Genomic DNA, 22,217 nt, shown 5'->3' on the forward strand with positions numbered 1-22,217 from the left:
GGATGAATCCCCTGGAGTCCCGATCCGTGAACTGGCTCGCCCTGGCCTACAGCAGTGTGCCGACCCGCCCGATGAGCGCGACCGACCTGGGCAACCTGTTGCTCCAGGCCCGGATGTTCAACGCCAGCCAGGGCGTCAGTGGCGTGCTGCTGTACGACAGCGAACGCTTCCTGCAGTACCTGGAAGGCCCGCCCGACGGCGTCCAGCGCGTCTGGGACCGGGTGTCGGCCTCACCCCGCCACCGCGAGCTGCACGTGCTGTGGCGCGAGCCGATCGATACTCGCCTGTTCGCCGACTGGCAGATGGGGTGCCTGGAGGCGCCGGCCTCGCTGCTGCAGCGCCTGGCCAATGAGCAATGGCGCATCGCCCAGGCCGTGGCCGAGCGCCGGCAACCGCTGTCGCCGGCGCTGGCGCTGCTGCGCCAGTTCGCGAGCGGTGATCAGCGCGAGGCGTTGGGGAAGAACAGCGGCTCGCCGTTGATCTTGTAGGCGCTGATGCTGGCCTGGCCGGCCGGTGACACCACCCAGTCGGCGAACTGCTGGGCCAGCGCGCTCTTCACGTGCGCAAACCTGGCCGGGTTCACCACCATCACGCCGTACTGGTTGAACAGCTTCTTGTCGCCCTCGACCAGCACGCTGAGGTCCTGGCGGTTCTTGAAGTTCAGCCAGGTGCCGCGGTCGGTCAGCACGTAGGCGCCGGTGGAGGCCCCCATGTTCAGCGCCGGGCCCATGCCGCAGCCGCATTCCTTGTAGCCGGCCGGCTTGGCCGCGGCCAGGTCGACCCCGGCGCCCTTCCACAGGCGCAGCTCGGCGGCGTGGGTGCCGCTCTTGTCGCCGCGCGAGATGAAGCTGGCGCCCGCCGCGGCCAGCTTGCCGAAGGCGGCCCCGATGTCGCCGCCCTTGACCTTGGCCGGATCCGCCGCCGGGCCGACCAGCACGAAGTCGTTGTACATGACGTTGCGGCGCTGGGTGGAGAAGCCGTCGGCGACGAACTTCTCCTCGGCGGCGGTGTCGTGCACGAAGAGCACATCGGCATCGCCGCGGCGGCCCATGTCCAGCGCCTGGCCAGTGCCCACAGCCACCACGCGCACCTCGATGCCGGTGGCCTGCTTGAAGGCCGGCAGCAGGTGGCCGAACAGGCCCGACTGCTCGGTGGAGGTGGTGCTGGCCATCACGATGAACTTGTCGTCCGCCCAGCTGGGCAGGCTGAGGCTGGCGACGGCGGCGGCCAGCGCCAGGCCCAGCTGGCGGCGGGTGAAGGGACTCAGGTCCATGGGAGTTCTCCTTTGAGGAACAGGCTGACCTCGGGGTCGAGGTCGGTGCGATGGAAGAGCTCGTCGGTGGGCAGGTCGGCCAGCACGCGGCCGTGGTCCAGGCAGACAACCCGCGTGCTCAGGCGCTTGACCTGACCGAGGTTGTGGCTGGTCAGCACCAGGGTCATGCCGTCGCGGGCGAATTCATCGATCAGCGTCTCGACCTCGCGCTTGGCGCTGGGGTCCAGGCTCGCCGTGGGCTCATCCAGGAACAGGATGTCGGGCTGCAGCGCCCAGGCGCGGGCCAGGGCCAGGCGCTGCTGCTGGCCGCCCGACAGCGCCCGCGCCGGGCGCCGGGCCATCTCTGCCAGGCCCACGCGCTCCAGCGCCAGCCGGGCGCGCTCGGCGCGCTGCTCGCCCGGCACGCCGCGCAGCCACAGCGCCAACGTCAGGTTGTGCCAGGCCGACAGGCGCAGCAGGAAGGGGTGCTGGAACAGCATGGCCGCCACCAGCGGCCGGTGCAGCGTGCGCTGGCCCTGGTGCGCCTGCAGACCGTGGAGCAGGCGCAGCAGCGTGGTCTTGCCCGAGCCGTTGGGGCCGATCAGCGCCAGGCGTTCGCCGCGCGACAGCGTCAGGTGCAGCGGCTGCAGCGCGCAGACGCTGCCGAAGTGCACGCTGGCACCTGCCAGGCTCAGCAGCGGTTCGGCCAGCAGGGTGGCGGCGTCGGACCTCATGCCAGCGCCCGGGCCTCGGTGACCGAGGATTCGCTGCCCGGCAGCAGCGCCGCCAGGCCGTTGAGCAGGCCCACCACCGCCAGCAGCAGCAGGCCCAGCGCCAGCGCCAGCGGCAGGTCGCCCTTGCTGGTCTCCAGCGCGATCGAGGTGGTCATCACCCGCGTCACGCCATTGATGTTGCCGCCGACGATCATCACCGCCCCCACCTCGGCGATCGCCCGGCCGAAGGCGGTGAGCAGGATGGTCAGCACCGCCAGGCGCTCGTGCATCAGCATCAGGCCGGCTGACAGCATCGGCCCGGCACCCAGCGAGCGCAGCTGGTCACCCCCCTCGGCCAGCGCGCCCAGCACCACGCGGCGGGTCAGCGCGGCGATCAGGGGCACCACCAGGATGCTCTGCGCGATCACCATGGCCGTGGGCGTGAACAGCAGGCCCCAGTCGCCCAGCGGCCCGGAGCGCGACAGCAGCAGGTAGACCAGCAGACCCACCACCACCGAGGGCAGGGCCAGCAGCGTGTTCAGTGCCCAGACCAGCGTGCCCTGGCCGGGGAAGCGGGCCACGGCCAGCCAGGCGCCCAGCGTCAGCCCGATCAGCGCGCCGAGCAGGCAGGCGGTGGCGCTGACGCGCAGCGACAAGGCGACGATCCGCCAGAGCTCGGGGTCGGCGGCCAGGATCAGTTGCAGTGCGCGCTGCAGGCTCTCGGACAGGGTGTTCATGCGGGGGCGGCGCGATTCTGGCGGGCGCCCTGGCGCAAGGCGATATGCATGGCATTGCATATCATGGCGAACGTCGCCTGGCGCCGACAATCGCCACCCTTCCCACCGCTGCCGTGCCCGTCCCCATGCCCGAACTCGGACCTTCCCCCCTGGCCGCTGGCCATGAACTGCCGGTTGACGAGGCGCGCCGCCGCGTGCTGGCCACGCTGCGGCCGATCACCGACCAGCAGACGGTGCCGCTGACCCAGGCGCTGGGCCGGGTGCTGGCCGAGCCGGTGGTCTCGCCGATCGACGTGCCGGCGCATGACAACTCGGCGATGGACGGCTACGCCTTCCGCGGTGCCGACCTGGCCGCCAGCGGCGAGACCCGGCTGACGGCCTTGGCCGAGACCGTGTTTGCCGGCGCGCCGACCTCACCGGCGGTGCCGCCCGGCCACGCGGTGCGCATCATGACCGGCGCGGTGATGCCCGAAGGCCTGGACACCGTGGTGCCGATCGAGCTGTGCCGCGTCGATGCGGACGGCGTGCACATCGCCCCCGGCGTGCTGCGTCCGGGCGAGAACCGGCGTCCGCAGGGCGAGGACCTGGCCCAGGGCAAGCCGGCGCTGGCCGCCGGCACGGTGCTGGGCCCGGCCGAACTGGGCCTGGTGGCCTCGCTGGGCATCGAGACCGTTCCGCTGCGTCGCCGCCTGCGCGTGGCCCTGTTCTCCACCGGCAACGAGTTGCGCACGCTGGGCCAGCCGCTGGATCCGGGCTGCATCTACGACAGCAACCGCTACAGCCTGATGGCCGCGCTGCAGCGCCTGGGCGTGGAGGTGCTGGACCTGGGCCTGGTGCCCGACGACCCGGCCGCGCTGAACGCCACGCTGGACCGCGCGATCGCCGAGGCCGACGTGGTGCTGACCAGCGGCGGCGTCAGCATGGGCGACGCCGACTACACCCGCGACCTGCTGGCGGCGCGCGGCCAGGTCGATTTCTGGAAGGTGGCGATGCGCCCCGGCCGGCCCTTCGCCTTCGGCCCGCTCGACGGGCCCGGCGGGCGGCGTGCCTGGCTGTTCGCGCTGCCGGGCAATCCGGTGGCGGCGCTGGTCACCTACTACGTCTTCGCCCGCGAGGCACTGCTGGTGCTGGCGGGCGCCACTGCACGAGCGCTGCCGGCGCTGCGCGCGCGCAGCGTGGCGGCGATCCGCAAGCGCCCCGGGCGCAGCGAGTTCCAGCGCGGCATCGTCGAGCCCGCCGAGGGCGGTGGCTGGCAGGTCCGCCTGACCGGCGCCCAGGGCGCCGGCATCCTGCGCAGCATGGCCGAGGCCAATGCGCTGGTCTGCCTGCGCCACGACCAGGGCAGCGTGGCGGCGGGCGACGAGGTCGAGGTCTGGCTGTTCGACGGCCTGCGCTGAGCGGCGTCACACGCGCTAGCACGGGCCCGCACCGGTGTGCGAGGCTGGAGCAATTGCCCCGTGTTTTCCCGGGGATTTGAGCGCCGCGCGTCCGGTCCAACCCTGAGTTTTCGGCCCTGCAGCGACTGGCACGCCACTTGCCGGGAAGAACTCCCGGAACGCCCCGGAAGTGCCAGGGCGTGACAACGCGAAGCCCCCGCTACAGGAGACAACCCATGCGCATGAAACTGCTTGCCCTGCTGATCACGCTCGGCACGGCCCAGATGGCCCAGGCCGTCGTCACCGACCAGATGATCGAGAACGACGCCAAGTCCCCCGGCGACGTGCTGTCGTGGGGCATCGGTACCCAGGGCCAGCGCTTCTCGCCGCTGGCCAAGATCAACACCGGCAACATCGGCAAGCTGGTGCCGGCCTGGTCCTTCTCGTTCGGTGGCGAGAAGCAGCGCGGCCAGGAGTCGCAGCCGGTCATCCAGAACGGCAAGATGTTCGTCACGGCCTCGTACTCGCGCATCTACGCGCTGGACGCCGCCACCGGCCAGAAGCTGTGGAAGTACGAGCACCGCCTGCCCGAAGGCATCATGCCCTGCTGCGACGTGATCAACCGCGGCGCCGCGCTGTATGACAACCTGGTCATCTTCGCCACGCTGGACGCCCAGTTGGTGGCCCTGAACCAGGACACCGGTGACGTCGTCTGGAAGGAGAAGATCGACAACTACGCCGACGGCTACTCCGCCTCGGCCGCGCCGATCATCGCTGGCGGCCTGCTGCTGACCGGCGTGTCCGGCGGCGAATTCGGCGTGGTGGGCCGCGTCGAGGCGCGCAACCCCAAGACCGGCGCGCTGGTCTGGGTGCGCCCGACCGTCGAAGGCCACATGGGCTACAAGTTCGACGCCAACGGCAACAAGACCGAGAACGGCATCTCCGGCACCCAGGGCAAGAGCTGGCCGGGTGACCTGTGGAAGACCGGCGGCGCGGCCACCTGGCTGGGCGGCACCTACAACGCCAAGACCGGTCTGGCCTACTTCGGCACCGGCAACCCGGCGCCGTGGAACAGCCACCTGCGCAAGGGTGACAACCTCTTCAGCTGCTCGACCGTCGCCATCGACGTGAAGACCGGCCAGATCGTCTGGCACTACCAGAACACGCCCAACGACGGCTGGGACTTCGACGGCGTCAACGAGTTCGTCACCTACGACGACGGCAACCAGGTGCTGGGCGGCAAGGCCGACCGCAACGGTTTCTTCTACGTCAACGACGCCAAGACCGGCAAGCTGGTCAACGCCTTCCCCTTCGTCAAGAAGGTCACCTGGGCCACTGGCATCGACCTGAAGACCGGCCGCCCGAACTTCGTGCCTGAGAACCGCCCGGGCGACCCCACCGCCGGCGCCGACGGCAAGAAGGGCCAGAGCGTCTTCGCCGCCCCGTCCTTCCTGGGCGGCAAGAACCAGATGCCGATGGCCTACAGCCCGCAGACCGGCCTGTTCTACGTGCCCGCCAACGAGTGGGGCATGGAGATCTGGAACGAGCCGATCACCTACAAGAAGGGCGCGGCCTACCTGGGCGCCGGCTTCACCATCAAGACGCTGAACGACGGCCCGATCGGCGCGCTGCGCGCGATCGATCCCAAGTCCGGCAAGATCGTCTGGGAAGCGCCGAACAACGCCCCGCTGTGGGGTGGTGTGCTGACCACCGGCGGCAACCTGGTGTTCTGGGGCACGCCGGAAGGCTACCTGCAGGCGGCTGATGCCAAGACCGGCAAGATCGTCTGGAAGTTCCAGACCGGCTCCGGCGTGGTCGCGCCCCCGGTCACCTGGGAAGACAAGGGCGAGCAGTACGTGGCCGTGGTCTCCGGCTGGGGCGGCGCTGTCCCGCTGTGGGGCGGCGACGTGGCCAAGAAGGTCAGCTTCCTGGAGCAGGGCGGCTCGGTCTGGGTCTTCAAGATGACCAAGTGACCGCTGGCTGACCCGCCAACGCACCCAGGGCCCCGCAAGGGGCCCTTTTTCGTGGGTGGTCGGCGGCGGCCTGATGTGCCGCAGATGCATCCTGAACACAGCGCATGGCGCTTGTTGCACAGCTGGATGGTCTCGCGGCACGATCGGCTGTTGCCGGATCATGAGCCCAAGACAAGACCCGCAGGCGGATCCGCTGCTCCCTGCGTTTGGCTCAAGGCCCAGGACCCCGACAACGACGGCACGGTGGACCTCGAGGCGCCCAAAAAGCCCGGCTGGCCGCGCGCTGCTCAAGCTGGTCCGCTGAGTCCCGGGCAAGTCAGCAGCCTCGGTCCCTGAACGCACGGCGTCCAGGGCCCTTGTTCCGCCTCAGTACTGCCAGCGCAGACCCACCTGGATGGCGCGTGGCGCACCGGGCGCCACGAACAGCGCCGCGGTGTCGTCGCCGGTGAACTGGCCCTGCGCATCGAACTGCGTGGCGGCCAGCGCGCCAAAGCTGGCGTAGCGCCGGTTGAAGGCGTTGGTGATCCGACCGAACAGTTCCAGCCCCTTGACCTGCGCAGGCTTCCAGGTGGCGCGCAGGTTGACCAGCGCATAGCCTGGCAGCGACAGATCGACGCGTTGGCCCGCGCCGTCCTCCAGCAGACCGTCCTCATTGCCCGACACGCCGCGGCCCGACAAGGCCTGCAGGTCGGCGCCCAGGCTCCAGCCGCCGCCCACGCGCCAGTCGGCGCTGAGCTTGAACTGGTGGCGCGGCAGGCCGGCGATACGTGTGCCGGGGGTGATCGTGACGTTGCGCTCGCCCATGCGCAGCACGCCGCTGGCCTGGTAGGTGGCCTCGAGGTGGCTGTAGCCGGCGCCCAGCTCCCACTCGCCCAGCGTCCATTGCGCGTCGAGGTCCAGGCCTTGGTGGCGGGTGCGCGGGAAGTTGGCGAAGTAGCCCAACTGGCCGGTGATGCTGGTGCTGCGGAACAGGATGTCGTTGCGGTTGTCGGTGCGGTAGGCGGTGATGCTGCCCTTGACGCCGCCGGGCAGCGCGAAGCGGGCGCCGCCCTCGACACTGGTGGCGATCACCTGCTTCAGGTAGGGATCGGATTGCAGGCCGGCGGGCAGGCGGCAGGGCTCCTCGGGGTCGGCGCAGCCCAGCTCGATCACCGTGGGCACCCGGTTGTTGCGGGCCACGTTGGCGAACAGCGTCAGCGCCGGGCTCAGCCTGTGCGCCACGCCCAGGGCCGGGTTGACGCTGGTGTAGCGGAAGCGCTCGTGGGGATGGGCCTCGAACAGGCCGGTGTCATCGTTGATCGAGGACAGGGTGTTGCCCACCTGGGCCCAGTTGATGCGCACGGCGCCGGTGAGGTGGGTCTCGGGCGCGACCTGCCAGGTGTCGCTGGCATAGACGCCAGCACTGGTGGACGTGCCGCTGACCGTGGCGCTCAGCTCGGGGTCTTCGCCGGCGATCGGCTGCACGCCGCGCGTCGCGTCAAACATGCCGGCCTGTTCGGTTTGCTCGTAGTGCACCGTGGCGCGGTCCAGCGCCGCACCCAGCTGCCACTGGTGCGCGCCATGGCGGCCCGACAGCGCCAGCGCCACGCCGGCCGACTTCTGCTGCGTGGCGGTGCGGTTGAAGGTGGCGTTGGGCTCGTCCTCGTCGGCCAGGGGCTGGCGCTGGGCGGCGGCCTCGGCCTCGTCGTCCGCGCCGTCGCCATTGATCGTGGTGCGGCGCGAGTCGCGCACGTAGACCAGTGACTCCAGCGTGGTGCGCCCATCCAGCTGACGGCGCCACTGGGCGCTGAGCTGAAGCAGCTGGTTGCGGGTCAGGTCGGGGTGGGTGAAGACGGCGGCGCGGTCCAGCGCGCCCAGGTCGGGCGTGCGCTCGCCGTTCTCGTCCAGCGTCACCAGCGGCACCAGGCCGTTGCCGACCAGGCGGCTGCGGCCGGCCTGCAGGCTGACGACAATGTCGTCATCGCCCACCTGACGGCCGATCTTGAACAGCCCATTGGCCAGCCGGCCGGCGGAGTGATCGCGCCAGCCGGTCTCATCGAACAGGCCCACGCCCGCGTAGTGGTGCCAGCCCTCGTCGTGGCTGCCGCCGTGCGAGAGCTCGAACTTCTTGCGGCCAAAACTGCCCAGCGAGGCCTCGCCACGAAGGCCTGGCGCCGTCAAGCCGGTGGCGGTGGTCAGCGACAGTGCGCCACCCAGCGTGTTCAGGCCAAAGGCCGGGTTGGCACCGGGCACCAGAGACAGGCTGTGCAGCGCGAACTCGGGCACCATGTCCCAGTTGACGACGTCACCGAAGGGCTCGTTGAAGCGCACACCATCGACATAGACCGACACACCTTGCGCCGCGCCCAGGATGCCCGAGGCCCGGTAGCCGCGAAAGGTCAGGTCGCCCTGGAAGGGGCTGCCCTGGATGTCATTGACCTGGGCGCCGGGTACGCGCCGGCCCAGGAAGTCGGTGGTGTTGTCGGCCTGCGCCTCGTCCAGCGCGGCGCGGCGCACGACCTGGGTGCCGTAGGGCAGGGCATTGCGGTCCACGCCCTGGCCGGGCAGCGGCGAGGTGCCAACCACCTCGACCTGCTGCGGCGCTGTCTGCGCTGCCAGCGGACCACTCATGCCCAGCAGGGCGGCACTGCACAGTGCCAGGCGCACGGACAATGCGCAGCGGGTTTCAGGGTGAACCCGGTGGGGAGCGGGCATGGAACTTGTCTCCTCGAATCATTGTTGGGAATACATCGTCATGGAAGCAAGCCAGGTTCCTGAACCCGCGGGAAGACTTCCCGAACCGCCGCTCACCCTGCCGCGCCTGGTGATGCGCCGTGCCGCCTGGGTGGCTGTGGCCGGGGTGCTGCTGTGGGCGGTGATCGGGCTGGCGCGCATGGCCGCCGACGTCGACGAGGAACTGGATGGCGCGCGCGCCCTGGCCAGCCTGTTCGAGCGTCTGGCCAGCGCCAGCGCCATGCCCGACCCCGACCGTGCCCGCCGCCTGCTGGCGCCCGGCCCCGGCGACGGCCCGACCCGGCACCTGCAGCTGCGCGTCACCGACGCCAGCGGCGGCACGCTGCTGGTGGCCGAGCCCGAGGGCCAGTTGCCGGCGCCGGTACAGGCTGTCCTGGCGGCGGTCGAGTCCGTGTTCGGCGACACACCGTCGTTCACCGTGGCCTGGATGCAGCCGCGGCCTCAGGGCGAGGCCTGGCAGGTGGCGCTGACCGCGCGGCCGCAGAGCGAGCGCGCGGAGGCCTTGATCGGCCTGGGCGTGGACACGCTGCTGCTGGCGCTGGTGGTGCTGGGCATGCTGGTGGCGATCGGCTGGAACACGGGTCGCGCGCTGGCCCCGCTGGCGCGCCTGGTGGCGGCGATCGGCGAGATGGGTGACGGCGAGGGCCGGCACCCCGGCGTGCGGCGCCTGCCCGCGATGCCGGTGGCCGAGCTGGAGACCATCGCCGGTGCCTTGCGCCACCTGGATGGCGAGCTGGCCACCGCGCAGGCCCAGCGCCGCCAGCTGGCGCGCCAGCTGCAGGTGCTGCAGGAGGAGGAGCGCCAGCGCCTGGCCCAGGAGCTGCACGACGAATTCGGCCAGCACCTGACCGCGCTGCGGGCCAACGCGGCCTGGCTGCAGCGCCGTCTGGCCGGCCAGGACGAACTGGCCGGCGTGGCGCGCGAGATGGCGCAGCAGTGCGAAGCCATCCAGCAGGACGTGCGCGGTGTGCTGGCGCGCTTGCGGCCACCCGGCACCGACGAGGCGCCGACCCTGCTCAGCGTGGGTCACATGCTCGACGCGCTGCAGCGCGCCTGGCCGCGCGGCGCGGCCGATGCCACCCGCCTGGTGCTGGACCTGCAACTGCAGGACGCCCAGGGCCAGCCCCTGGACTGGGCGCTCGCCGCGCAGCGGCCCCTGTCGGCCGAGACGGCAATGGTGCTCTACCGCATCAGCCAGGAGGCCCTGAGCAACGTGGCCCGCCATGCGCAGGCCAGCACGGCCCGGCTGACCATCCAGGCGCGGCTGCGGGCCGAGGGCCGCGGCCTGGGCCTGGACTGGTCGGTGCAGGACGACGGCCGGGGCATTGCCGACCCGGCGGCCGCGCTGCAGCAGGGCAGCGGACTGGCCGGCATCAAGCAGCGCCTGTGGTCGCTGGGCGCCGAGCTGACGGTGCACCCCGCCCGCCCGGGCACGCTGCTGGCCGCCCACATCGAGGTCGACCTGCCGGAGACTGTCCATGGTTGAGTTGTCCGCCCCACTGGTGCCGATCCGCGTGGCCCTGGCCGACGACCACGCGGTGGTGCGCGAGGGCTACCGCCGGCTGCTGTCGCTGGAGTCCGATCTGGTGGTCTGCGGCGAATTCGCCGACGCCGACGCGGTGTTCGACGCCCTGCAGCGCGGCAGCCTGGCCGCCGATGTGCTGGTGCTGGACCTGAGCATGCCCGGACGCAGCGCGCTGGACCTGCTGCGCCGCATCCAGGCGCACTGGCCGGCGCTGCGGGTGCTGGTGTTCTCGATGCACGAGGACCCGGCACGGGTGCAGCAGGCGCTGCGCGCTGGCGCGCTGGGCTACATCACCAAGAGCAGCCCACCCGAGGACCTGGTGGCCGCGGTGCGCCATGTGGCGCGTGGCCAGGCGGTGCTGTCGTCCGACATTGCCGCGCATGCCCAGGCGCCGGCCGGTCCGCTGCCGCACCTGTCGCTGAGCCCGCGCGAATTCGAGGTGCTGCGTGGCCTGCTGCAGGGCCAGGCGCTGGAGCAGATCGCCGAGCAGCTGCACATCAGCCCGAAAACGGTGTCGAACCTGCAGACCCAGTTGCGGCAGAAGCTGGGCGTGGCCAATGCGGTGGAGCTGTTGCGCTATGCACAGCAGCACGGCCTGATGCCCTGATGCCCTGAGGCGGGCTCAGCCCTTGTTGGCCGCCAGCCCCAGGCGCTCGACGGTGCGCTTCTCGGCAGCAAAGGCCTCGCGCATGGCGGCACCGTACTCCTCGGGGCCCAGGTACATCGGCTCCTGGTCGTACTTGGCCAGCTCGGCCAGGTGCGCGGGGTCGAACAGCGCGGCCTTGAAGGCGTCGTGCAGCACCTTGACCACGGCCGGGCTCATGCCGCGCGGGCCGGCCAGGCCATAGGGCGAGCTGGCGACGATGCCGTGTCCCAGCTCCTTGAGCGTGGGCACGGTGTTCCAGCGCTTGTGGCGGTGTTCGCCGAAGGTCACCAGCAGGCGCAGCTTGCCGCTCTCCACAAACGGCGCAAAGCCATTGCTGTTGATGCCCACCTGCACCTGACCCGAGGCCACCGCCAGCATTTGCTCGGCCGTGCCCTTGTAGGGCACGTGGTTGTAGCTCAGGCCCTTGCGCGCCATCAGTTCGTCCATCACCACGTGCGGTGTGGTGCCGACGCCATTGGTCGAGATGGTCAGTTCGCCGGGCTTGGCCTTGGCAGCGGCGAACAGGTCGTCCAGGGTCTTGAAAGGGCTGCCCGCCGCGACCACGATGCCGAAGGTCACGCCGGTGAGCTGGATGATGGGCGTGGTGTCGCGGATCGGGTCCCACTGCACCTTCTGCGTCCAGGGCATGCGGAACACCGGCTGCGGCATCTGGGCCACGGTATAGCCATCGGGCGCGGCCTGCTGCAGCACCGGCATGGCCAGCGTTCCGCCAGCGCCCGAGCGGTTCTCGGTGATCACCTTCTGGCCCAGGTGGCGGCTGGTCAGCTCGGCCAGCAGGCGCATCGTCAGGTCGGTGGCGCCGCCGGCCGGCCAGGGCACCCACAGCGTCACGGGGCGGCTGGGAAAGCCGTCGGGCGCCTGGGCCTGCGCGGCGGGCCACGCGGCCCCCAGGCCCAGCGCGGCCAGGGCCTGCAGCGCGGCACGGCGATCGGGGTTCATTGCCATTCGGTCAGTTCCATCGTCAGGGTGCCACCGGTCAGGAAGGTCGAGTTGGCGGGCTCTTCGCGCACCAGCTTGACCAGGCCGACTCCGGGGCAGTACCACTCGCGCGTGGTCAGCGGCATGTCCTTCCAGCCCACCACCGGGTCGGCGAACAGGCGCAGCGTGGCGATGCCGCGCACGCGCAGGCAGCCGCTGAAGTCGCCAGCCGCGGTCTTGACCGCCTCGCCCAGCGCCTCGATCGTGTAGTTCATCGGGATGCTGGGGTGGCTGTGGCGGATCTCGGGCGGGAACTCCTGGCGCCGCCGCAGCAGGTAGGCGGTGGTGGTGGCCTGCCAGCCGGTGCCCACGGCCAGCGGCGCCTTGAGCACGTAGCGGGGCAGGGCGTCCTTCTTCGGCTCGTCGTCCAGATCGGACTTGGTGGCCACGCGGAAGATGCCGGTGTCGTCGCTGCGCAGCCAGTAGTCGATACCGTCATCGCTGCGGCGGTGCCAGGCGCTGCCGTCGGCCAGGCTGTCGCGGCCCAGGCTGCGCATCACACGGGTCTCGGTCTCGGTGGTGTTGTTCTCGTACTCGCTGCGGACCTGGTAGGTCCAGCGGTGGCCGTCGTCGAGCGGGAACAGCTCGGTGCCAGGCGGCTTGGAGCAGCCCGCCAGCAGTGCACAGGCCATCAGGGGCGGAACCAGGCGCAGCATCATTTCTCGGGCAGCTGGGGCACGGGCATGTCGCGGATCTTGACTTCCTGCTCGTCGCTGCCGGGCCGCAGCCAGGCCAGGCCGCGCTTGCCGGCCTTGGGCGTGGCCGTGCCCATCTGGCTGACGCCCTGGCGGGCCTTCTTCATGCCCTCGTTGAGCAGGCTGTGCAGGTCCTTGGTGTAGGGCAGCTTGTAGGCCCGCGGCTGGGCGCTGGGCTTGCCGTTCTCGATCGCGTTGACCCACACGTACAGCGCCCCGGCGCTCTTGTTGCTGGGCTCCTCGATCACCGCGGCCAGCAGCGCGAAGCGCTCGGGCAGGGCATCCGGGGTGGGCCAGCCGCTGAGCTGGTGCACGGCCTCGTCGGCGTAGAAGTAGAAGACCGCCACGCCGGTGACCAGCAGGGCCTTCAGCCAGGCCGGCCAGCGCGACTGCAGCAGGGCCAGGGCGCACAGCAGCAGCAGCACGCTGAAGGAGAGCACGACGGCGAGCGTCATCGGTTCAGATCCTCTCGACCAGGGTCTTGGGCAGGGTGTTGATGTTGGTGACGCTGCCGTCGGGCAGCAGCGTGAAGCGCACGGCCGTGGCTTCGTCGCCCTTGCGGGCGACGCTGACCTGACCGTAGTAGACGACCTCGGCGCGCGGGTTGACCTTGATGACCGAGACCGTCACCTCGACCGGCTGCCCGTCCTTGGAGTCGTAGTAGTGCACGTTGACCGTGTACTCGCCGGCGGCGATGCCGCGCAGCGTGACGACTTCCTGGTTCAGCGGGTTGCTGATCTGCTTGCCGTTGATGACGATGGTGTCGTTGGCCAGCCCGCGGTCATCGCGGTCCAGGTGCATCATGCCGGCCTCGCGGGCGCGGAACCACACCAGGTTGCCACCCGGGTCCTGGACCCAGGTGTCGATGTCGTTGGGGTTCATGTCCGGCCAGGACACGTTGATGATGTACTCGGCCTTGGCCGGGATGTCCCCGGCCTTGAGCGCCTTGGGGTTCATCGCCAGCAGCGCCACGATGAAGCAGAACACGAAGGCGATCAACATATTGAACAACATGTCGTAGAACGGATCGACCTCGGGCTCGCGGGCGTGGCGGCGGCTGGGCATGGCTCAGCTCCGTGCGGTGGCGAAGCGGCGCAGCCCTTCGCGCTGGCAGTCGGCCACCAGGGTGTCGGCAAAGCGGTCCAGCCGGGTGAGCTGCAGGCCCAGCAGGATGTTGCCTACCAGGCCCACCATCGTGGTCAGCAGCGCGATGCCCAGACCGGCGGTCAGGCTCTTGAGCAGGTCCTGCGATTGCGAGGCGTCAAAGCTCTGCAGCTGGCCGATGTGCAGTGCCAGCACCGAGAAACCGATCACCTTGCCCAGCAGGCCCAGCTTGAGCTGGATGCCGTTGACCCACCAGGCGGTCTGGTGCGGGCCGTGGCTGTCTTCCAGCAGCAGGTCCAGCGGCGCCGCGCTGTCGCGGGGCGTACTGTCCAGGGCGCGCAGGTACTCGCCGGCCCAGCCCTGCAGTTGCGTCAGCGGCGTGCCGGCACGGGCGGCCTCCAGATGGCGGCGCTGGCGCTCGAGTTCACGGCTGCGGGCGCCGGCCCACAGCGTGGACGTGGCAAAGACGACGATGATCACCAGCGTCAGGCCGGTGGGATCGGAGGTCAGCAGCAGCGCCCAGACGCCGCGCACGCCCAGCAGCCAGGTGCCGAACAGCATCAGTCCGCCCAGCGCCAGCCATTCGAAGAGCAGCGGCTCGCTCTCGCGCTGCGCAGCGACCGGCGCTGCGCTGGCGGGGCGGCGCAGCGCACCCAGCAGTTTCATCATCAGGCTGGTCCTCCGGGACCCCGTTTGGTGAGTGCACCGAAGCCGCGCTGCGGGTCGTAGCCCCAGGCCGCCAGCGCAAAGCACAGCGCCAGCGTGCCCAGCACCACCAGCGGGGCGATGCCGGGGTCCTTGCCGTACAGTGCAAAGCGCAGCCATTCGACCGCATGCGTGAAGGGGTTGAAGCGGGCGATCCACCACACCCACTCGGCGCCCGATTCCTCGAGCTTCCACAGCGGGTAGAGCGCGGTGGACATGAAGTACATCGGGAAGATGACGAAGTTCATCGTGCCGGCGAAGTTCTCGAGCTGCTTGATGTGCACGCTCAGCAGCAGGCCCAGCGCGCCCAGCATCAGCGCCGCGCCCACCGCAGCGGCCAGCACCATCGGTGTCTGCGGACCGAGCAGCGGCAGCTCGGTGCCCAGCGCCCAGGCCACCAGCACGAAAGCCAGCGCCTGCAGCAGCGACAGCGCGGCCGTGGCGCACAGCTTGGCCAGCAGGATCCACCACCTCGGCAGCGGCGCGGTCAGCAGCAGGCGCATCAGGCCCATCTCGCGGTCGTAGACCATGGCCAGGCTGGACTGCATGCCGTTGAACAGCAGCACCATGCCCACCAGGCCGGGCGCGATGTAGACGTCGTAGGGGATGTAGGTGTCGTAGGGTTCGTTGACGGCGATGCCAAACACATTGCGAAAGCCCGCGGCGAACACCGCCAGCCACAGCAGCGGCCGCACCAGGGCCGAGGCCAGGCGGCCGTACTGGCGCAGGAACTTCAGCACCTCGCGGCGGACGATGGCCCACAGGGCCTGCAGCGCATGTCGCAGGTTCATCCGCCCCTCGCCTTGCACAGCTTCTCGCCCTGGTCCGCGCCCAGGGTGTCGAGCACGTTCTTCGGATGCAGCACGCCGTCCACCGGCGCCAGCGACACCACGCCCTGGCCGTCGGTCATCAGCAGGCGCTGGCGCAGCTGGCCGTCCCAGGCGCGGAAGCTCATCGACACGCCCTTGGAGCCGTCCAGCTCGACCTGGGCCAGCGCCGCCTGCATCTCGGCGGGCTTGCCCTTGGGCACGGCCAGCACCGCAGCGGCCAGCGCCTTGCCGGCCATCCAGGCGGCCCAGTCGGCCTGCTGCATGGCCCGCCCGCTGGCGTTGCGCGCAAAGCGGCGCGAGACCTGCGGCGCGCCGAAGCGGTCGAACTGGGCGTGCCAGCCCAGCGCGGTGAGGCCGGCGTCGCCCACCACCGGACGCGGCAGCACGGTGCGGTAGGGCAGGCTGCGGGCGAACTCGCCGTCGCTGTCGACCACCCAGACCGCGTCGTAGCTGCCGGTGGTCAGCAGGCGCGGGTTGGCCAGGTCGCGCTCGCGCGGGTCGGCCGACAGCTTGAACGGCTTGCTGCCGGCCAGCTTCAGGCCATAGCGCTTGATCGCCGCCTGCACCACGGCGGCGCGGCGCTGGTCGTCGGCCGAGGGGCCGGTCAGCAGCAGCACCTGCTGCCAGCGCTGGCTGGCCAGGGTCTGGCCGATGGCATCGGCGCGCATGCGCTCGGAGGGGATCAGGTGGTACAGGCGCGGCCGGCAGTCGGCCTCGCGCAGGCGGTCTTCCGGGTTGCCCACATTGAGCACCGGCAGCTTGGCGCCATCGGCCGCAGCCAGCGTCCAGGCGGCAGGCAGGTCGGTCACCAGGGCCAGTGCGCCGGCCTTCTCGGCCTTCTGGGCGGCGGCCTTGGCGGCGTCGGGCGAGGCCACCGACACCACGTCCAGCGCCAGGCCGTGGCCGGCCGCGTCGAGCTCGAGCTGGCTGTCCTTCAGCGCCATCTGCAGGCCGTCCTGGGCCGGCCCCGTGGGGTGGCCGAAGTAGGCGCGCTCGACGCGGTTGCGCTCCAGCCGCGGGTCGTCGTCGGGCAGCAGCAGTGTCACGCGCAGCGGCGCAGCCGAGGCGCTGGCGGCGGCCAGCGCAAGCAGGCAGGCCAGCGGCTTCATTCGGCGAGCAGCGCGGCGTAGGGCACGCGTCCGACCGGGATGCTCTTGAGGGCTTTGGCGCTGGCGATGTCGACCACGGTGACGTCGTCCGACAGGCCGTTGACCACCCACAGCTTCTGGCCGGCCTTGTCCAGCGAGACATTCCAGGCCCGCTTGCCCACCAGCACGGTGTCGGTCACCTGGCGGCTGGCCACGTCGACAAAGGCCACGCGGTTGGCCTGGCCGAGCGCCACGAAGGCCCGCCGCCCGTCCTTGCTCATCACGATGCCCACCGGGGTGATGTCGCTGGCGCGCAGGCCCTTGACCTCGAACTTCAGCGTGGCCACCACGCTGAGGTCCCTGGTGCTGACGATGCTGACGCTGGCGCCCAGCTCGTTGGTGACCCACAGCTGGCTGCCGTCCGGGGTGAGCACCATGCGGCGCGGGCGCTTGCCCACGGCGATGTTCTTGACCACCTTGCCGGCCGCCGGATCGACCACGTGGACCAGGCTGGCGACCTCGGAGGTGACGTAGACGTGCTTGCCATCGGGCGCAGTCAGCACGCCCTCGGGCTCCTCGCCCACCTTGACGGCCTTGAGCTGCTTGCCGCTGGCGGCGTCCAGCACCAGCAGCTCGCCTTCCTCCTCGGCGCTGACGTACATCAGCTTGCCGTCGGGTGAGAGGTCGAAGGCCTCGGGGTCGTCGCCCATCGGGATGCGGGCCACCGACTTGCGGCTGGCCAGGTCGATGATGTCGGCCTGCGAGGAATCGCCGCAGGCGACCATCATCCGCTTGCCGTCGGGCAGCACGCGCAGGTGGCGCGGGCGTTTGCAAGTGGGCACGGTGCCGGTGACGCCCATCGTGGCCATGTCGATCAGCGTCAGCGCATGGTCCTTCTCGCTGCTGACCCAGGCGGTGCCCTGGGCCTGGGCGGCGGCGGCCAGCAGCAGGCCGAGCAGGGGAATCAGGGTGGGCTTCATGTGGTGGCCTTGATGAAAGCTTCTTCGAGCTGGGCGGCTCCCAGTTGTTCCGCGACCTGGGCCGGTGGCCCATCGGCCAGCAGCCGGCCCTTGTGCAGCACCAGCACGCGGTCGGCGGCCTCGGCTTCCTCCACCAGGTGCGTGGCCCACAGCACCGAGGTGCCACGCGCGGCCACGTCGGCGCGCACCGCGGCCAGCAGGTCGCGCCGCGACTTCGGGTCCAGGCCCACCGTGGGCTCGTCCATCAGCAGCAGCTTCGGGTGGTGCAGCAGCGCGCGCACCAGCTCGACCTTGCGCCGGTTGCCGCCCGAGAGCTCGCGCACCGGACGGTCCAGGTCGGCCGTGGTGCCCAGCGCCTGGCAGCCGGCGTCGATGCGTTCGCGCGCCAGCGCGCCCGGCAGGCCGTGCAGGTCGGCGTGGAACTGCAGGTTGCGCCGCACCGACAGGTCCAGGTCCAGCGACATCTGCTGGAACACCACGCCGATGTGGGCCAGAGCCTTCACGGCCGAGCGACTCAGCGACAGGCCGGCCACCTGCACCTCGCCACCATCGGCGACGAACAGGCCGGTGAGCACCTGGAACAGCGTGGACTTGCCGGCGCCATTGGGGCCGAGCAGCGCCACGAATTGACCGGCCGGGATGGCGACGCTGAGGCCGGCCAGGGCGGTGCGTTCTCCGTATCGCTTGGTCAGGGACTGGATCTCGAGCATGAAACGGGGTGAGGTCAGAGTTCGATCACCATACCGTCATAGGCGGGCTCGAAACCATCCCGACCGACCCCACTGGCGCTGCGCGCCAACAGCACCTTGCGCTGCGCCCGCCAGTCGGGCACGGGAAGGTGTCCCGACTCGGGCCAGGTGGTGCGGTCATCGAGCAGCACGCAGTCGGCGCTGCTGAGCCAGTCGAGCTGCGGTTCACCCAGCGCCTGGCCCCCTGCGGCACAGAACAGTCGCTGGCCGGTGCGGTGGTCCAGCACCGCCAGCGCGATGCTGTGGCCCACGGCCACCGGCGCCTCGTGCGGCTCCAGCACGCGCGGGGCCAGCGCATCGGTGGCCAGCGCGGTGAACTCCAGGTCGGGCAGGCCCTCGACGCGGAAGCTGGCCGACAGGGTCTCGCCGGCCACCGGGATCACATGCCAGTGCACACCGCAGTAGCGCTGCAGCACCTGCAGCACCGGCATGTCCTGGCTGAGCACCTCGAACACCGCCGGCGTGGCGTACAGCGCGATGGGTGCGCCATCGCGCAGGCTCAGCAGGCCGCTGACGTGGTCGACCTGGGCGTCGGTCAGCACGACCGTGCGCACCTCGGCATCGGCCAGGCCGGCGTGGTGGCGCAGCGTGGGGTCGGCCACCAGCTGGTCGGCCACATTGGGCGCCACATTGAGCAGCGCCCACTGCTCACCGCGGTCGGACAGCGCGATCGCGCCATGCCGGCTGGTGGGCGCGGGCTCCAGGCCGGCCCGCTGCGCATCGGCCGCGCCACCGCCTCGCAGCACGACGAGCTTCATCGGGGCCTCCCGGGACACCCGTGCGGTCTTGCGGCAAGATCCATGGAATGAAGCACATGTCTCCCTGTCATCGGAGCCCTCCGGTGCAAGACACATGCCCGCTGTCGGGGCGACAGTCTGTCGCCCCGACGGCCCGATTCCGCGGGCTTGCCCGGGGGCTGGTGCGCCGTGGTTGTCACGCGCTGCGGGCGCTTTGTCCGGCCTTGGCACAGGGTTTGTACGGGGCCGCGTTGGGGCTCGGCCTGCTGCTGACCCCGCCGGCCCAGGCCGCCTGTGCCGGTCCGGCGGGGCAGCTGCGGGCGATCGGGCCCGGCGCCTGGTGGCTGCCAGCGGCCAGCGGTGACAGCGACGCGATCAACCGCGGCGCCACCGCCAACCTGTGGGCCCTGCGCCAGGGCCGGTCCCTGTGGCTGGTCGGCGGCGCCGGCACCCCGGTGCTGGCGCGGCAGGTGGCCTGCCTGCTGCGCGAGGCCGGCGCCGGCCGGGTCACCGACGTGATCCTGCCCTGGCCGCATGCCGAGCTGACGCTGGGGGCCCGGGCCTTCGAGGGGGCACGCCTGTGGGTGCATGCCGACACCGCCGAGGCCATGCGCCAACGCTGCCCGCGCTGCGTCGAGCGCATGGCCCAGCGCCTGGGGGCGGCGGCAGCCGACCTGGGGGACGACCCGATCCCGCGCCCCACCCACGTGTTGCACGGCGCACAGGGCCGCGTCGGGCCGTTCGACTGGTGGCGCCTGCAGCGGTCCGATGACACCGCGGTGCTGGCGCTGCGCTGGCACGGCCGGGCCCTGTGGAGCGCCCACGGCCTGGCCTGGGGCGACGGCCCGCCGGACCTGCGCGATGGCGAGGCGCTGCAGCTGGCGCGCTCCATCGACCAGTTGCTGGCCCGGATGTCGGCCTCGGCGCGCGTGCTGCCTGAGCAGGGCCCGTGGATGACGCCGGTGCAACTGCGCCGCCAGCGCGATGAGCTGCATCAGCTGGTGGATGCGGTGGACGCCGCGCTTCGGCGGGGCGACCTGGTCACCGACGCGCCCCCCGCCGCGCTGTCTGGGCGCCACCCGCGCCAGGCCCTGAACTGGCAGCGCACCTGGTCGCAGCGCGAGGCCGCGCTGTTCTGAGCGCTGCCAAGCCTGGCCCTGCGGGGACAGGGAGGCCCGGGGCGCCGCGGCGTTGCCGGGTGCGGCGGCGGCCGCTCAGCTCTGCCAGCGCAGCTTGCGGTAGATCGTGTTGCGGCTGATGCCCAGGCGCTTGGACGCCTCGGAGATGTTGCCGCCGGCCTGCTCGACGGCCTGGCGGATGGCCTCGAGTTCCAGGTCCTGCAGCGAGCGCGGGCCGGCGCTGGCAGCCGCCGGCGCGGCCGGGGCTGGTGGCGCGGACAAGGCGGGCGCCGGCTCGGCCGGCGCCGGTGCCGCCGCCAGGGCGACGGCGGGCGAAGCCGCCGGCACCTCGGCATGGGCGCGCCGCGCCCAACCGCGCTGGGCGTCGTCGATGAAATCGTCCGACAGGTGGTCGCGCGTGATCACGCTGTCACCGGCCGCCATCACGGCCGCGGTGCGCAGCACATTGAACAGCTGGCGCACGTTGCCCGGCCAGTCGCAGGACTGGAACAGGCGCAGCACATCGGGTGCCAGGCTGAGGCGGCGCTGCGGGCTCTGCTGGTCCAGGATGCGTTGCACCAGGGCCAGCAGGTCCGTGCGCTCGCGCAGCGCGGGCAGGCGCACGGCCAGACCGTTGAGCCGGTAGTACAGGTCCTCGCGGAACTGCTGGGCGGCGATCATCTCGCGCAGGTTGCGGTGGGTGGCGCAGATGATGGCCACATCCACCGAGACCGACTTGGTGCTGCCCAGCGGCGTCACCTGGCGCTCCTGCAGCACGCGCAGCAGGTGGGCCTGCAGGCCGATCGGCATGTCGCCGATCTCGTCGAGGAACAGCGTGCCGCCGTTGGCCTGCACGATCTTGCCCACCGAGCCCTTGCGGCGTGCGCCGGTGAAGGCGCCTTCCTCGTAGCCGAACAGCTCGGCCTCGATCAGGGTGTCGGGGATGGAGGCGCAGTTCACCGCCACGAAGGGCTGGCGGGCGCGCTCGGAATCCTGGTGGATCGCCCGCGCCAGCAGTTCCTTGCCGGTGCCGGTCTCGCCCAGGATCAGCACCGGGATGTCGCGGTTGAGGACCCGGCGGATCTTGCCCACCACGGTCTCGATCTGGGCGTCGCCGGTGAGCAACTGCTTCAGGCCGGTGCCAGTGGCCGGCATCGCGGGGGTGGGCGGGGCAGCCATTTCCGGCAGGGCCGGCTTGGTGGTGTCGGTGCTGGTGCCCAGCGGGGGCGAGGTCTGCGCGGCTTCGGTCACGCTGGTCCAGACCGGCCAGTTGAAGCGCGCATAGACATGGAAGGGCCGCCCGTCGCTGGTTTCCACCTGCATGGGCAGCGCCAGTGGCGAGCGGAAGCGGTCGACCAGCGTGCCCACCGAGGTGCCGAACAGCGAGCCCAGGCTGTGCATGCGCAGCGCCGCACCCGACAGGCCCAGCTGTTCCAGCGCGCCGCGGTTGGCGCCGACGATCTTGCCGTCCGGCGCCACGGCCAGGATGCCTTCCATCAGCGTGCCGATGAACTCCACCCGGCTGTGCAGGTGCAGGCGCATGACGTTGCGGTAGTCGTCGGTCAGCCAGTGGTTCTCGATCATGCGCGCCGACATCTTCACCAGCGCCATCGTGTGCTGGTGGTAGCTGCGCTGGTCGCCCGACACGTCCAGCACGCCCAGGATGTTGCCGCGCGGGTCCAGGATGGGCGCCGCCGAGCAGGTCAGGAAATGGTTGGCGTGCATGAAGTGCTCGTCCGCGTGGACCAGCGTGGGCACTTCGTCGATCAGCGCCGTGCCCACCGCATTCGTGCCCTTGCTGGACTCCGACCAGTTGGCCCCGGGCGCCAGCGCCACCTTGGCGGCGCGGCCGAGGAACTCGTCGTCGCCGATCGAGTGCAGGATGGTGCCTGTGGCGTCGGTCAGCACCACCATGCTCTCGGAGTTGATGATCTGCTCGAAGAGCATCTCCATCACCGGCGCGGCGTGGGAGTACAGCCGCAGGTTGCGCTCGCGCGCGACGGTCAGGTCGCTGCGGCCCACCGGCGAGTGGTCAGGGCGCTCGATGCGCGACAGACCGAGGGCGGCGCAGCGCTCGTGGGAGTGCTCGATCGCCGACTCGTGGGCCGGGTTGCGGCTGGTGCTGCGGGTCGCCGTCGCCGTGCGGGCGGCGGATTCCAGGCCGCGACGCTGTCGGCCGCCGCTGGCAGGGGGGTAGTAACCGCTCATGGGCCTTGTCTCCACCAGCGTGTGTGACACGCTGGACATTCTTGGTGTG

21 protein-coding genes are annotated in these 22,217 nt (G+C 71.1%); 6 read left to right on the forward strand and 15 right to left on the reverse strand.

The window, feature by feature from the left end; translation table 11 throughout:
* The first annotated feature begins 26 nt into the window (after positions 1-26).
* Positions 27-488, forward strand: a complete 462-nt coding sequence (locus KAK07_RS10240; protein ID WP_210855604.1) for a BLUF domain-containing protein — start codon at positions 27-29, stop codon at positions 486-488.
* Here the strand turns inward: KAK07_RS10240 and KAK07_RS10245 are convergent.
* The 3 genes from KAK07_RS10245 to KAK07_RS10255 are packed head-to-tail and all read right to left on the reverse strand — an operon-like array spanning position 440 to position 2,702.
* Positions 440-1,273: an ABC transporter substrate-binding protein gene (locus tag KAK07_RS10245; protein ID WP_210860592.1), complete on the reverse strand. Its 834-nt coding sequence runs from the start codon at positions 1,271-1,273 to the stop codon at positions 440-442. The two genes, KAK07_RS10240 and KAK07_RS10245, sit on opposite strands and share 49 nt — an antisense overlap.
* Positions 1,264-1,986, reverse strand: a complete 723-nt coding sequence (locus KAK07_RS10250) for an ATP-binding cassette domain-containing protein (protein ID WP_210860594.1) — start codon at positions 1,984-1,986, stop codon at positions 1,264-1,266. The genes KAK07_RS10245 and KAK07_RS10250 overlap by 10 nt, the downstream gene beginning before the upstream one ends.
* Positions 1,983-2,702 carry an ABC transporter permease gene (locus tag KAK07_RS10255; protein WP_210855611.1) on the reverse strand — a complete coding sequence of 240 codons (720 nt, stop codon included), beginning with the start codon at positions 2,700-2,702 and terminating at the stop codon, positions 1,983-1,985. The genes KAK07_RS10250 and KAK07_RS10255 overlap by 4 nt, the downstream gene beginning before the upstream one ends.
* A gap of 113 nt (positions 2,703-2,815) precedes the next feature.
* On the opposite strand from KAK07_RS10255, the gene moeA reads away from it, so the two are divergent.
* Both moeA and KAK07_RS10265 read left to right on the forward strand, forming a co-directional pair.
* On the forward strand, positions 2,816-4,099 hold the full coding sequence (gene moeA, locus KAK07_RS10260) for a molybdopterin molybdotransferase MoeA (protein WP_375141222.1): 1,284 nt from the start codon (positions 2,816-2,818) through the stop codon (positions 4,097-4,099).
* 215 nt (positions 4,100-4,314) lie between these two features.
* The gene (locus KAK07_RS10265; protein ID WP_210860596.1) at positions 4,315-6,051 is read left to right on the forward strand and encodes a PQQ-dependent methanol/ethanol family dehydrogenase; all 1,737 of its coding nucleotides are present in this window, start codon (positions 4,315-4,317) and stop codon (positions 6,049-6,051) included.
* 366 nt (positions 6,052-6,417) lie between these two features.
* On the opposite strand, the gene KAK07_RS10270 is transcribed toward KAK07_RS10265, so the two are convergent.
* Positions 6,418-8,745 (reverse strand): TonB-dependent receptor, encoded by a 2,328-nt coding sequence (locus tag KAK07_RS10270; RefSeq protein WP_210860598.1) that lies wholly within the window; start codon positions 8,743-8,745, stop codon positions 6,418-6,420.
* A gap of 112 nt (positions 8,746-8,857) precedes the next feature.
* Here KAK07_RS10270 and KAK07_RS10275 point away from each other — a divergent pair, with 112 nt between their 5' ends.
* Both KAK07_RS10275 and KAK07_RS10280 read left to right on the forward strand, forming a co-directional pair.
* Positions 8,858-10,270, forward strand: a complete 1,413-nt coding sequence (locus tag KAK07_RS10275; protein WP_210860600.1) for a histidine kinase — start codon at positions 8,858-8,860, stop codon at positions 10,268-10,270.
* On the forward strand, positions 10,263-10,916 hold the full coding sequence (locus KAK07_RS10280) for a response regulator (protein ID WP_210855621.1): 654 nt from the start codon (positions 10,263-10,265) through the stop codon (positions 10,914-10,916). Before KAK07_RS10275 ends, KAK07_RS10280 begins: the two co-directional genes overlap by 8 nt.
* A gap of 15 nt (positions 10,917-10,931) precedes the next feature.
* Here the strand turns inward: KAK07_RS10280 and KAK07_RS10285 are convergent, their stop codons facing one another.
* The 10 genes from KAK07_RS10285 to KAK07_RS10330 are packed head-to-tail and all read right to left on the reverse strand — an operon-like array spanning position 10,932 to position 18,863.
* Positions 10,932-11,921 carry a tripartite tricarboxylate transporter substrate binding protein gene (locus tag KAK07_RS10285; RefSeq protein WP_210855623.1) on the reverse strand — a complete coding sequence of 330 codons (990 nt, stop codon included), beginning with the start codon at positions 11,919-11,921 and terminating at the stop codon, positions 10,932-10,934.
* Complete coding sequence (locus KAK07_RS10290) at positions 11,912-12,610, reverse strand: hypothetical protein (protein ID WP_247664318.1); 699 nt, start codon at positions 12,608-12,610, stop codon at positions 11,912-11,914. The genes KAK07_RS10285 and KAK07_RS10290 overlap by 10 nt, the downstream gene beginning before the upstream one ends.
* Positions 12,610-13,104 carry a hypothetical protein gene (locus KAK07_RS10295; RefSeq protein ID WP_210855627.1) on the reverse strand — a complete coding sequence of 165 codons (495 nt, stop codon included), beginning with the start codon at positions 13,102-13,104 and terminating at the stop codon, positions 12,610-12,612. The genes KAK07_RS10290 and KAK07_RS10295 overlap by 1 nt, the downstream gene beginning before the upstream one ends.
* A gap of 4 nt (positions 13,105-13,108) precedes the next feature.
* Positions 13,109-13,714, reverse strand: a complete 606-nt coding sequence (locus KAK07_RS10300) for a hypothetical protein (protein ID WP_210855630.1) — start codon at positions 13,712-13,714, stop codon at positions 13,109-13,111.
* 3 nt (positions 13,715-13,717) lie between these two features.
* The gene (locus tag KAK07_RS10305; RefSeq protein ID WP_247664319.1) at positions 13,718-14,422 is read right to left on the reverse strand and encodes a hypothetical protein; all 705 of its coding nucleotides are present in this window, start codon (positions 14,420-14,422) and stop codon (positions 13,718-13,720) included.
* The gene (gene pedC / locus KAK07_RS10310) at positions 14,422-15,249 is read right to left on the reverse strand and encodes a lanthanide ABC transporter permease protein PedC (RefSeq protein WP_210855632.1); all 828 of its coding nucleotides are present in this window, start codon (positions 15,247-15,249) and stop codon (positions 14,422-14,424) included. The genes KAK07_RS10305 and pedC overlap by 1 nt, the downstream gene beginning before the upstream one ends.
* Positions 15,246-16,397, reverse strand: a complete 1,152-nt coding sequence (locus KAK07_RS10315; protein ID WP_210860604.1) for a type 1 periplasmic-binding domain-containing protein — start codon at positions 16,395-16,397, stop codon at positions 15,246-15,248. Before KAK07_RS10315 ends, pedC begins: the two co-directional genes overlap by 4 nt.
* Positions 16,394-17,356 carry a PQQ-dependent catabolism-associated beta-propeller protein gene (locus tag KAK07_RS10320; protein WP_210855636.1) on the reverse strand — a complete coding sequence of 321 codons (963 nt, stop codon included), beginning with the start codon at positions 17,354-17,356 and terminating at the stop codon, positions 16,394-16,396. Before KAK07_RS10320 ends, KAK07_RS10315 begins: the two co-directional genes overlap by 4 nt.
* On the reverse strand, positions 17,353-18,066 hold the full coding sequence (gene pedB / locus KAK07_RS10325) for a lanthanide ABC transporter ATP-binding protein PedB/LutE (protein ID WP_210855637.1): 714 nt from the start codon (positions 18,064-18,066) through the stop codon (positions 17,353-17,355). The genes KAK07_RS10320 and pedB overlap by 4 nt, the downstream gene beginning before the upstream one ends.
* Before the next feature lie 14 nt (positions 18,067-18,080).
* Positions 18,081-18,863 (reverse strand): MBL fold metallo-hydrolase, encoded by a 783-nt coding sequence (locus tag KAK07_RS10330; protein WP_210855639.1) that lies wholly within the window; start codon positions 18,861-18,863, stop codon positions 18,081-18,083.
* 230 nt (positions 18,864-19,093) lie between these two features.
* On the opposite strand from KAK07_RS10330, the gene KAK07_RS10335 reads away from it, so the two are divergent.
* On the forward strand, positions 19,094-19,981 hold the full coding sequence (locus KAK07_RS10335; RefSeq protein WP_210860606.1) for an MBL fold metallo-hydrolase: 888 nt from the start codon (positions 19,094-19,096) through the stop codon (positions 19,979-19,981).
* 75 nt (positions 19,982-20,056) lie between these two features.
* Here the strand turns inward: KAK07_RS10335 and KAK07_RS10340 are convergent, their stop codons facing one another.
* Positions 20,057-22,168, reverse strand: coding sequence for a sigma-54-dependent Fis family transcriptional regulator (locus tag KAK07_RS10340; protein WP_210855642.1), 2,112 nt, complete (start codon positions 22,166-22,168; stop codon positions 20,057-20,059).
* Positions 22,169-22,217: the final 49 nt, after the last annotated feature.

Origin of the sequence: Ideonella alba (assembly GCF_018069875.1) — a bacterium.
In the GTDB taxonomy this organism is placed as follows: Bacteria; Pseudomonadota; Gammaproteobacteria; order Burkholderiales; family Burkholderiaceae_C; genus Ideonella; species Ideonella alba.

Coding starts and splice junctions, on each gene's coding strand:
- KAK07_RS10270 (WP_210860598.1), bottom strand. CDS start 8,745: ATGCCCGCTCCCCACCGGGTTCACCCTGAAACCCGCTGCGCATTGTCC.
- pedC (WP_210855632.1), bottom strand. CDS start 15,249: ATGAACCTGCGACATGCGCTGCAGGCCCTGTGGGCCATCGTCCGCCGC.
- KAK07_RS10340 (WP_210855642.1), bottom strand. CDS start 22,168: ATGAGCGGTTACTACCCCCCTGCCAGCGGCGGCCGACAGCGTCGCGGC.
- KAK07_RS10280 (WP_210855621.1), top strand. CDS start 10,263: ATGGTTGAGTTGTCCGCCCCACTGGTGCCGATCCGCGTGGCCCTGGCC.
- KAK07_RS10265 (WP_210860596.1), top strand. CDS start 4,315: ATGCGCATGAAACTGCTTGCCCTGCTGATCACGCTCGGCACGGCCCAG.
- pedB (WP_210855637.1), bottom strand. CDS start 18,066: ATGCTCGAGATCCAGTCCCTGACCAAGCGATACGGAGAACGCACCGCC.
- KAK07_RS10245 (WP_210860592.1), bottom strand. CDS start 1,273: ATGGACCTGAGTCCCTTCACCCGCCGCCAGCTGGGCCTGGCGCTGGCC.
- KAK07_RS10295 (WP_210855627.1), bottom strand. CDS start 13,104: ATGACGCTCGCCGTCGTGCTCTCCTTCAGCGTGCTGCTGCTGCTGTGC.
- KAK07_RS10305 (WP_247664319.1), bottom strand. CDS start 14,422: ATGATGAAACTGCTGGGTGCGCTGCGCCGCCCCGCCAGCGCAGCGCCG.
- KAK07_RS10320 (WP_210855636.1), bottom strand. CDS start 17,356: ATGAAGCCCACCCTGATTCCCCTGCTCGGCCTGCTGCTGGCCGCCGCC.
- KAK07_RS10285 (WP_210855623.1), bottom strand. CDS start 11,921: ATGGCAATGAACCCCGATCGCCGTGCCGCGCTGCAGGCCCTGGCCGCG.
- KAK07_RS10300 (WP_210855630.1), bottom strand. CDS start 13,714: ATGCCCAGCCGCCGCCACGCCCGCGAGCCCGAGGTCGATCCGTTCTAC.
- KAK07_RS10250 (WP_210860594.1), bottom strand. CDS start 1,986: ATGAGGTCCGACGCCGCCACCCTGCTGGCCGAACCGCTGCTGAGCCTG.
- KAK07_RS10290 (WP_247664318.1), bottom strand. CDS start 12,610: ATGCTGCGCCTGGTTCCGCCCCTGATGGCCTGTGCACTGCTGGCGGGC.
- KAK07_RS10255 (WP_210855611.1), bottom strand. CDS start 2,702: ATGAACACCCTGTCCGAGAGCCTGCAGCGCGCACTGCAACTGATCCTG.
- KAK07_RS10275 (WP_210860600.1), top strand. CDS start 8,858: ATGCGCCGTGCCGCCTGGGTGGCTGTGGCCGGGGTGCTGCTGTGGGCG.
- KAK07_RS10315 (WP_210860604.1), bottom strand. CDS start 16,397: ATGAAGCCGCTGGCCTGCCTGCTTGCGCTGGCCGCCGCCAGCGCCTCG.
- KAK07_RS10330 (WP_210855639.1), bottom strand. CDS start 18,863: ATGAAGCTCGTCGTGCTGCGAGGCGGTGGCGCGGCCGATGCGCAGCGG.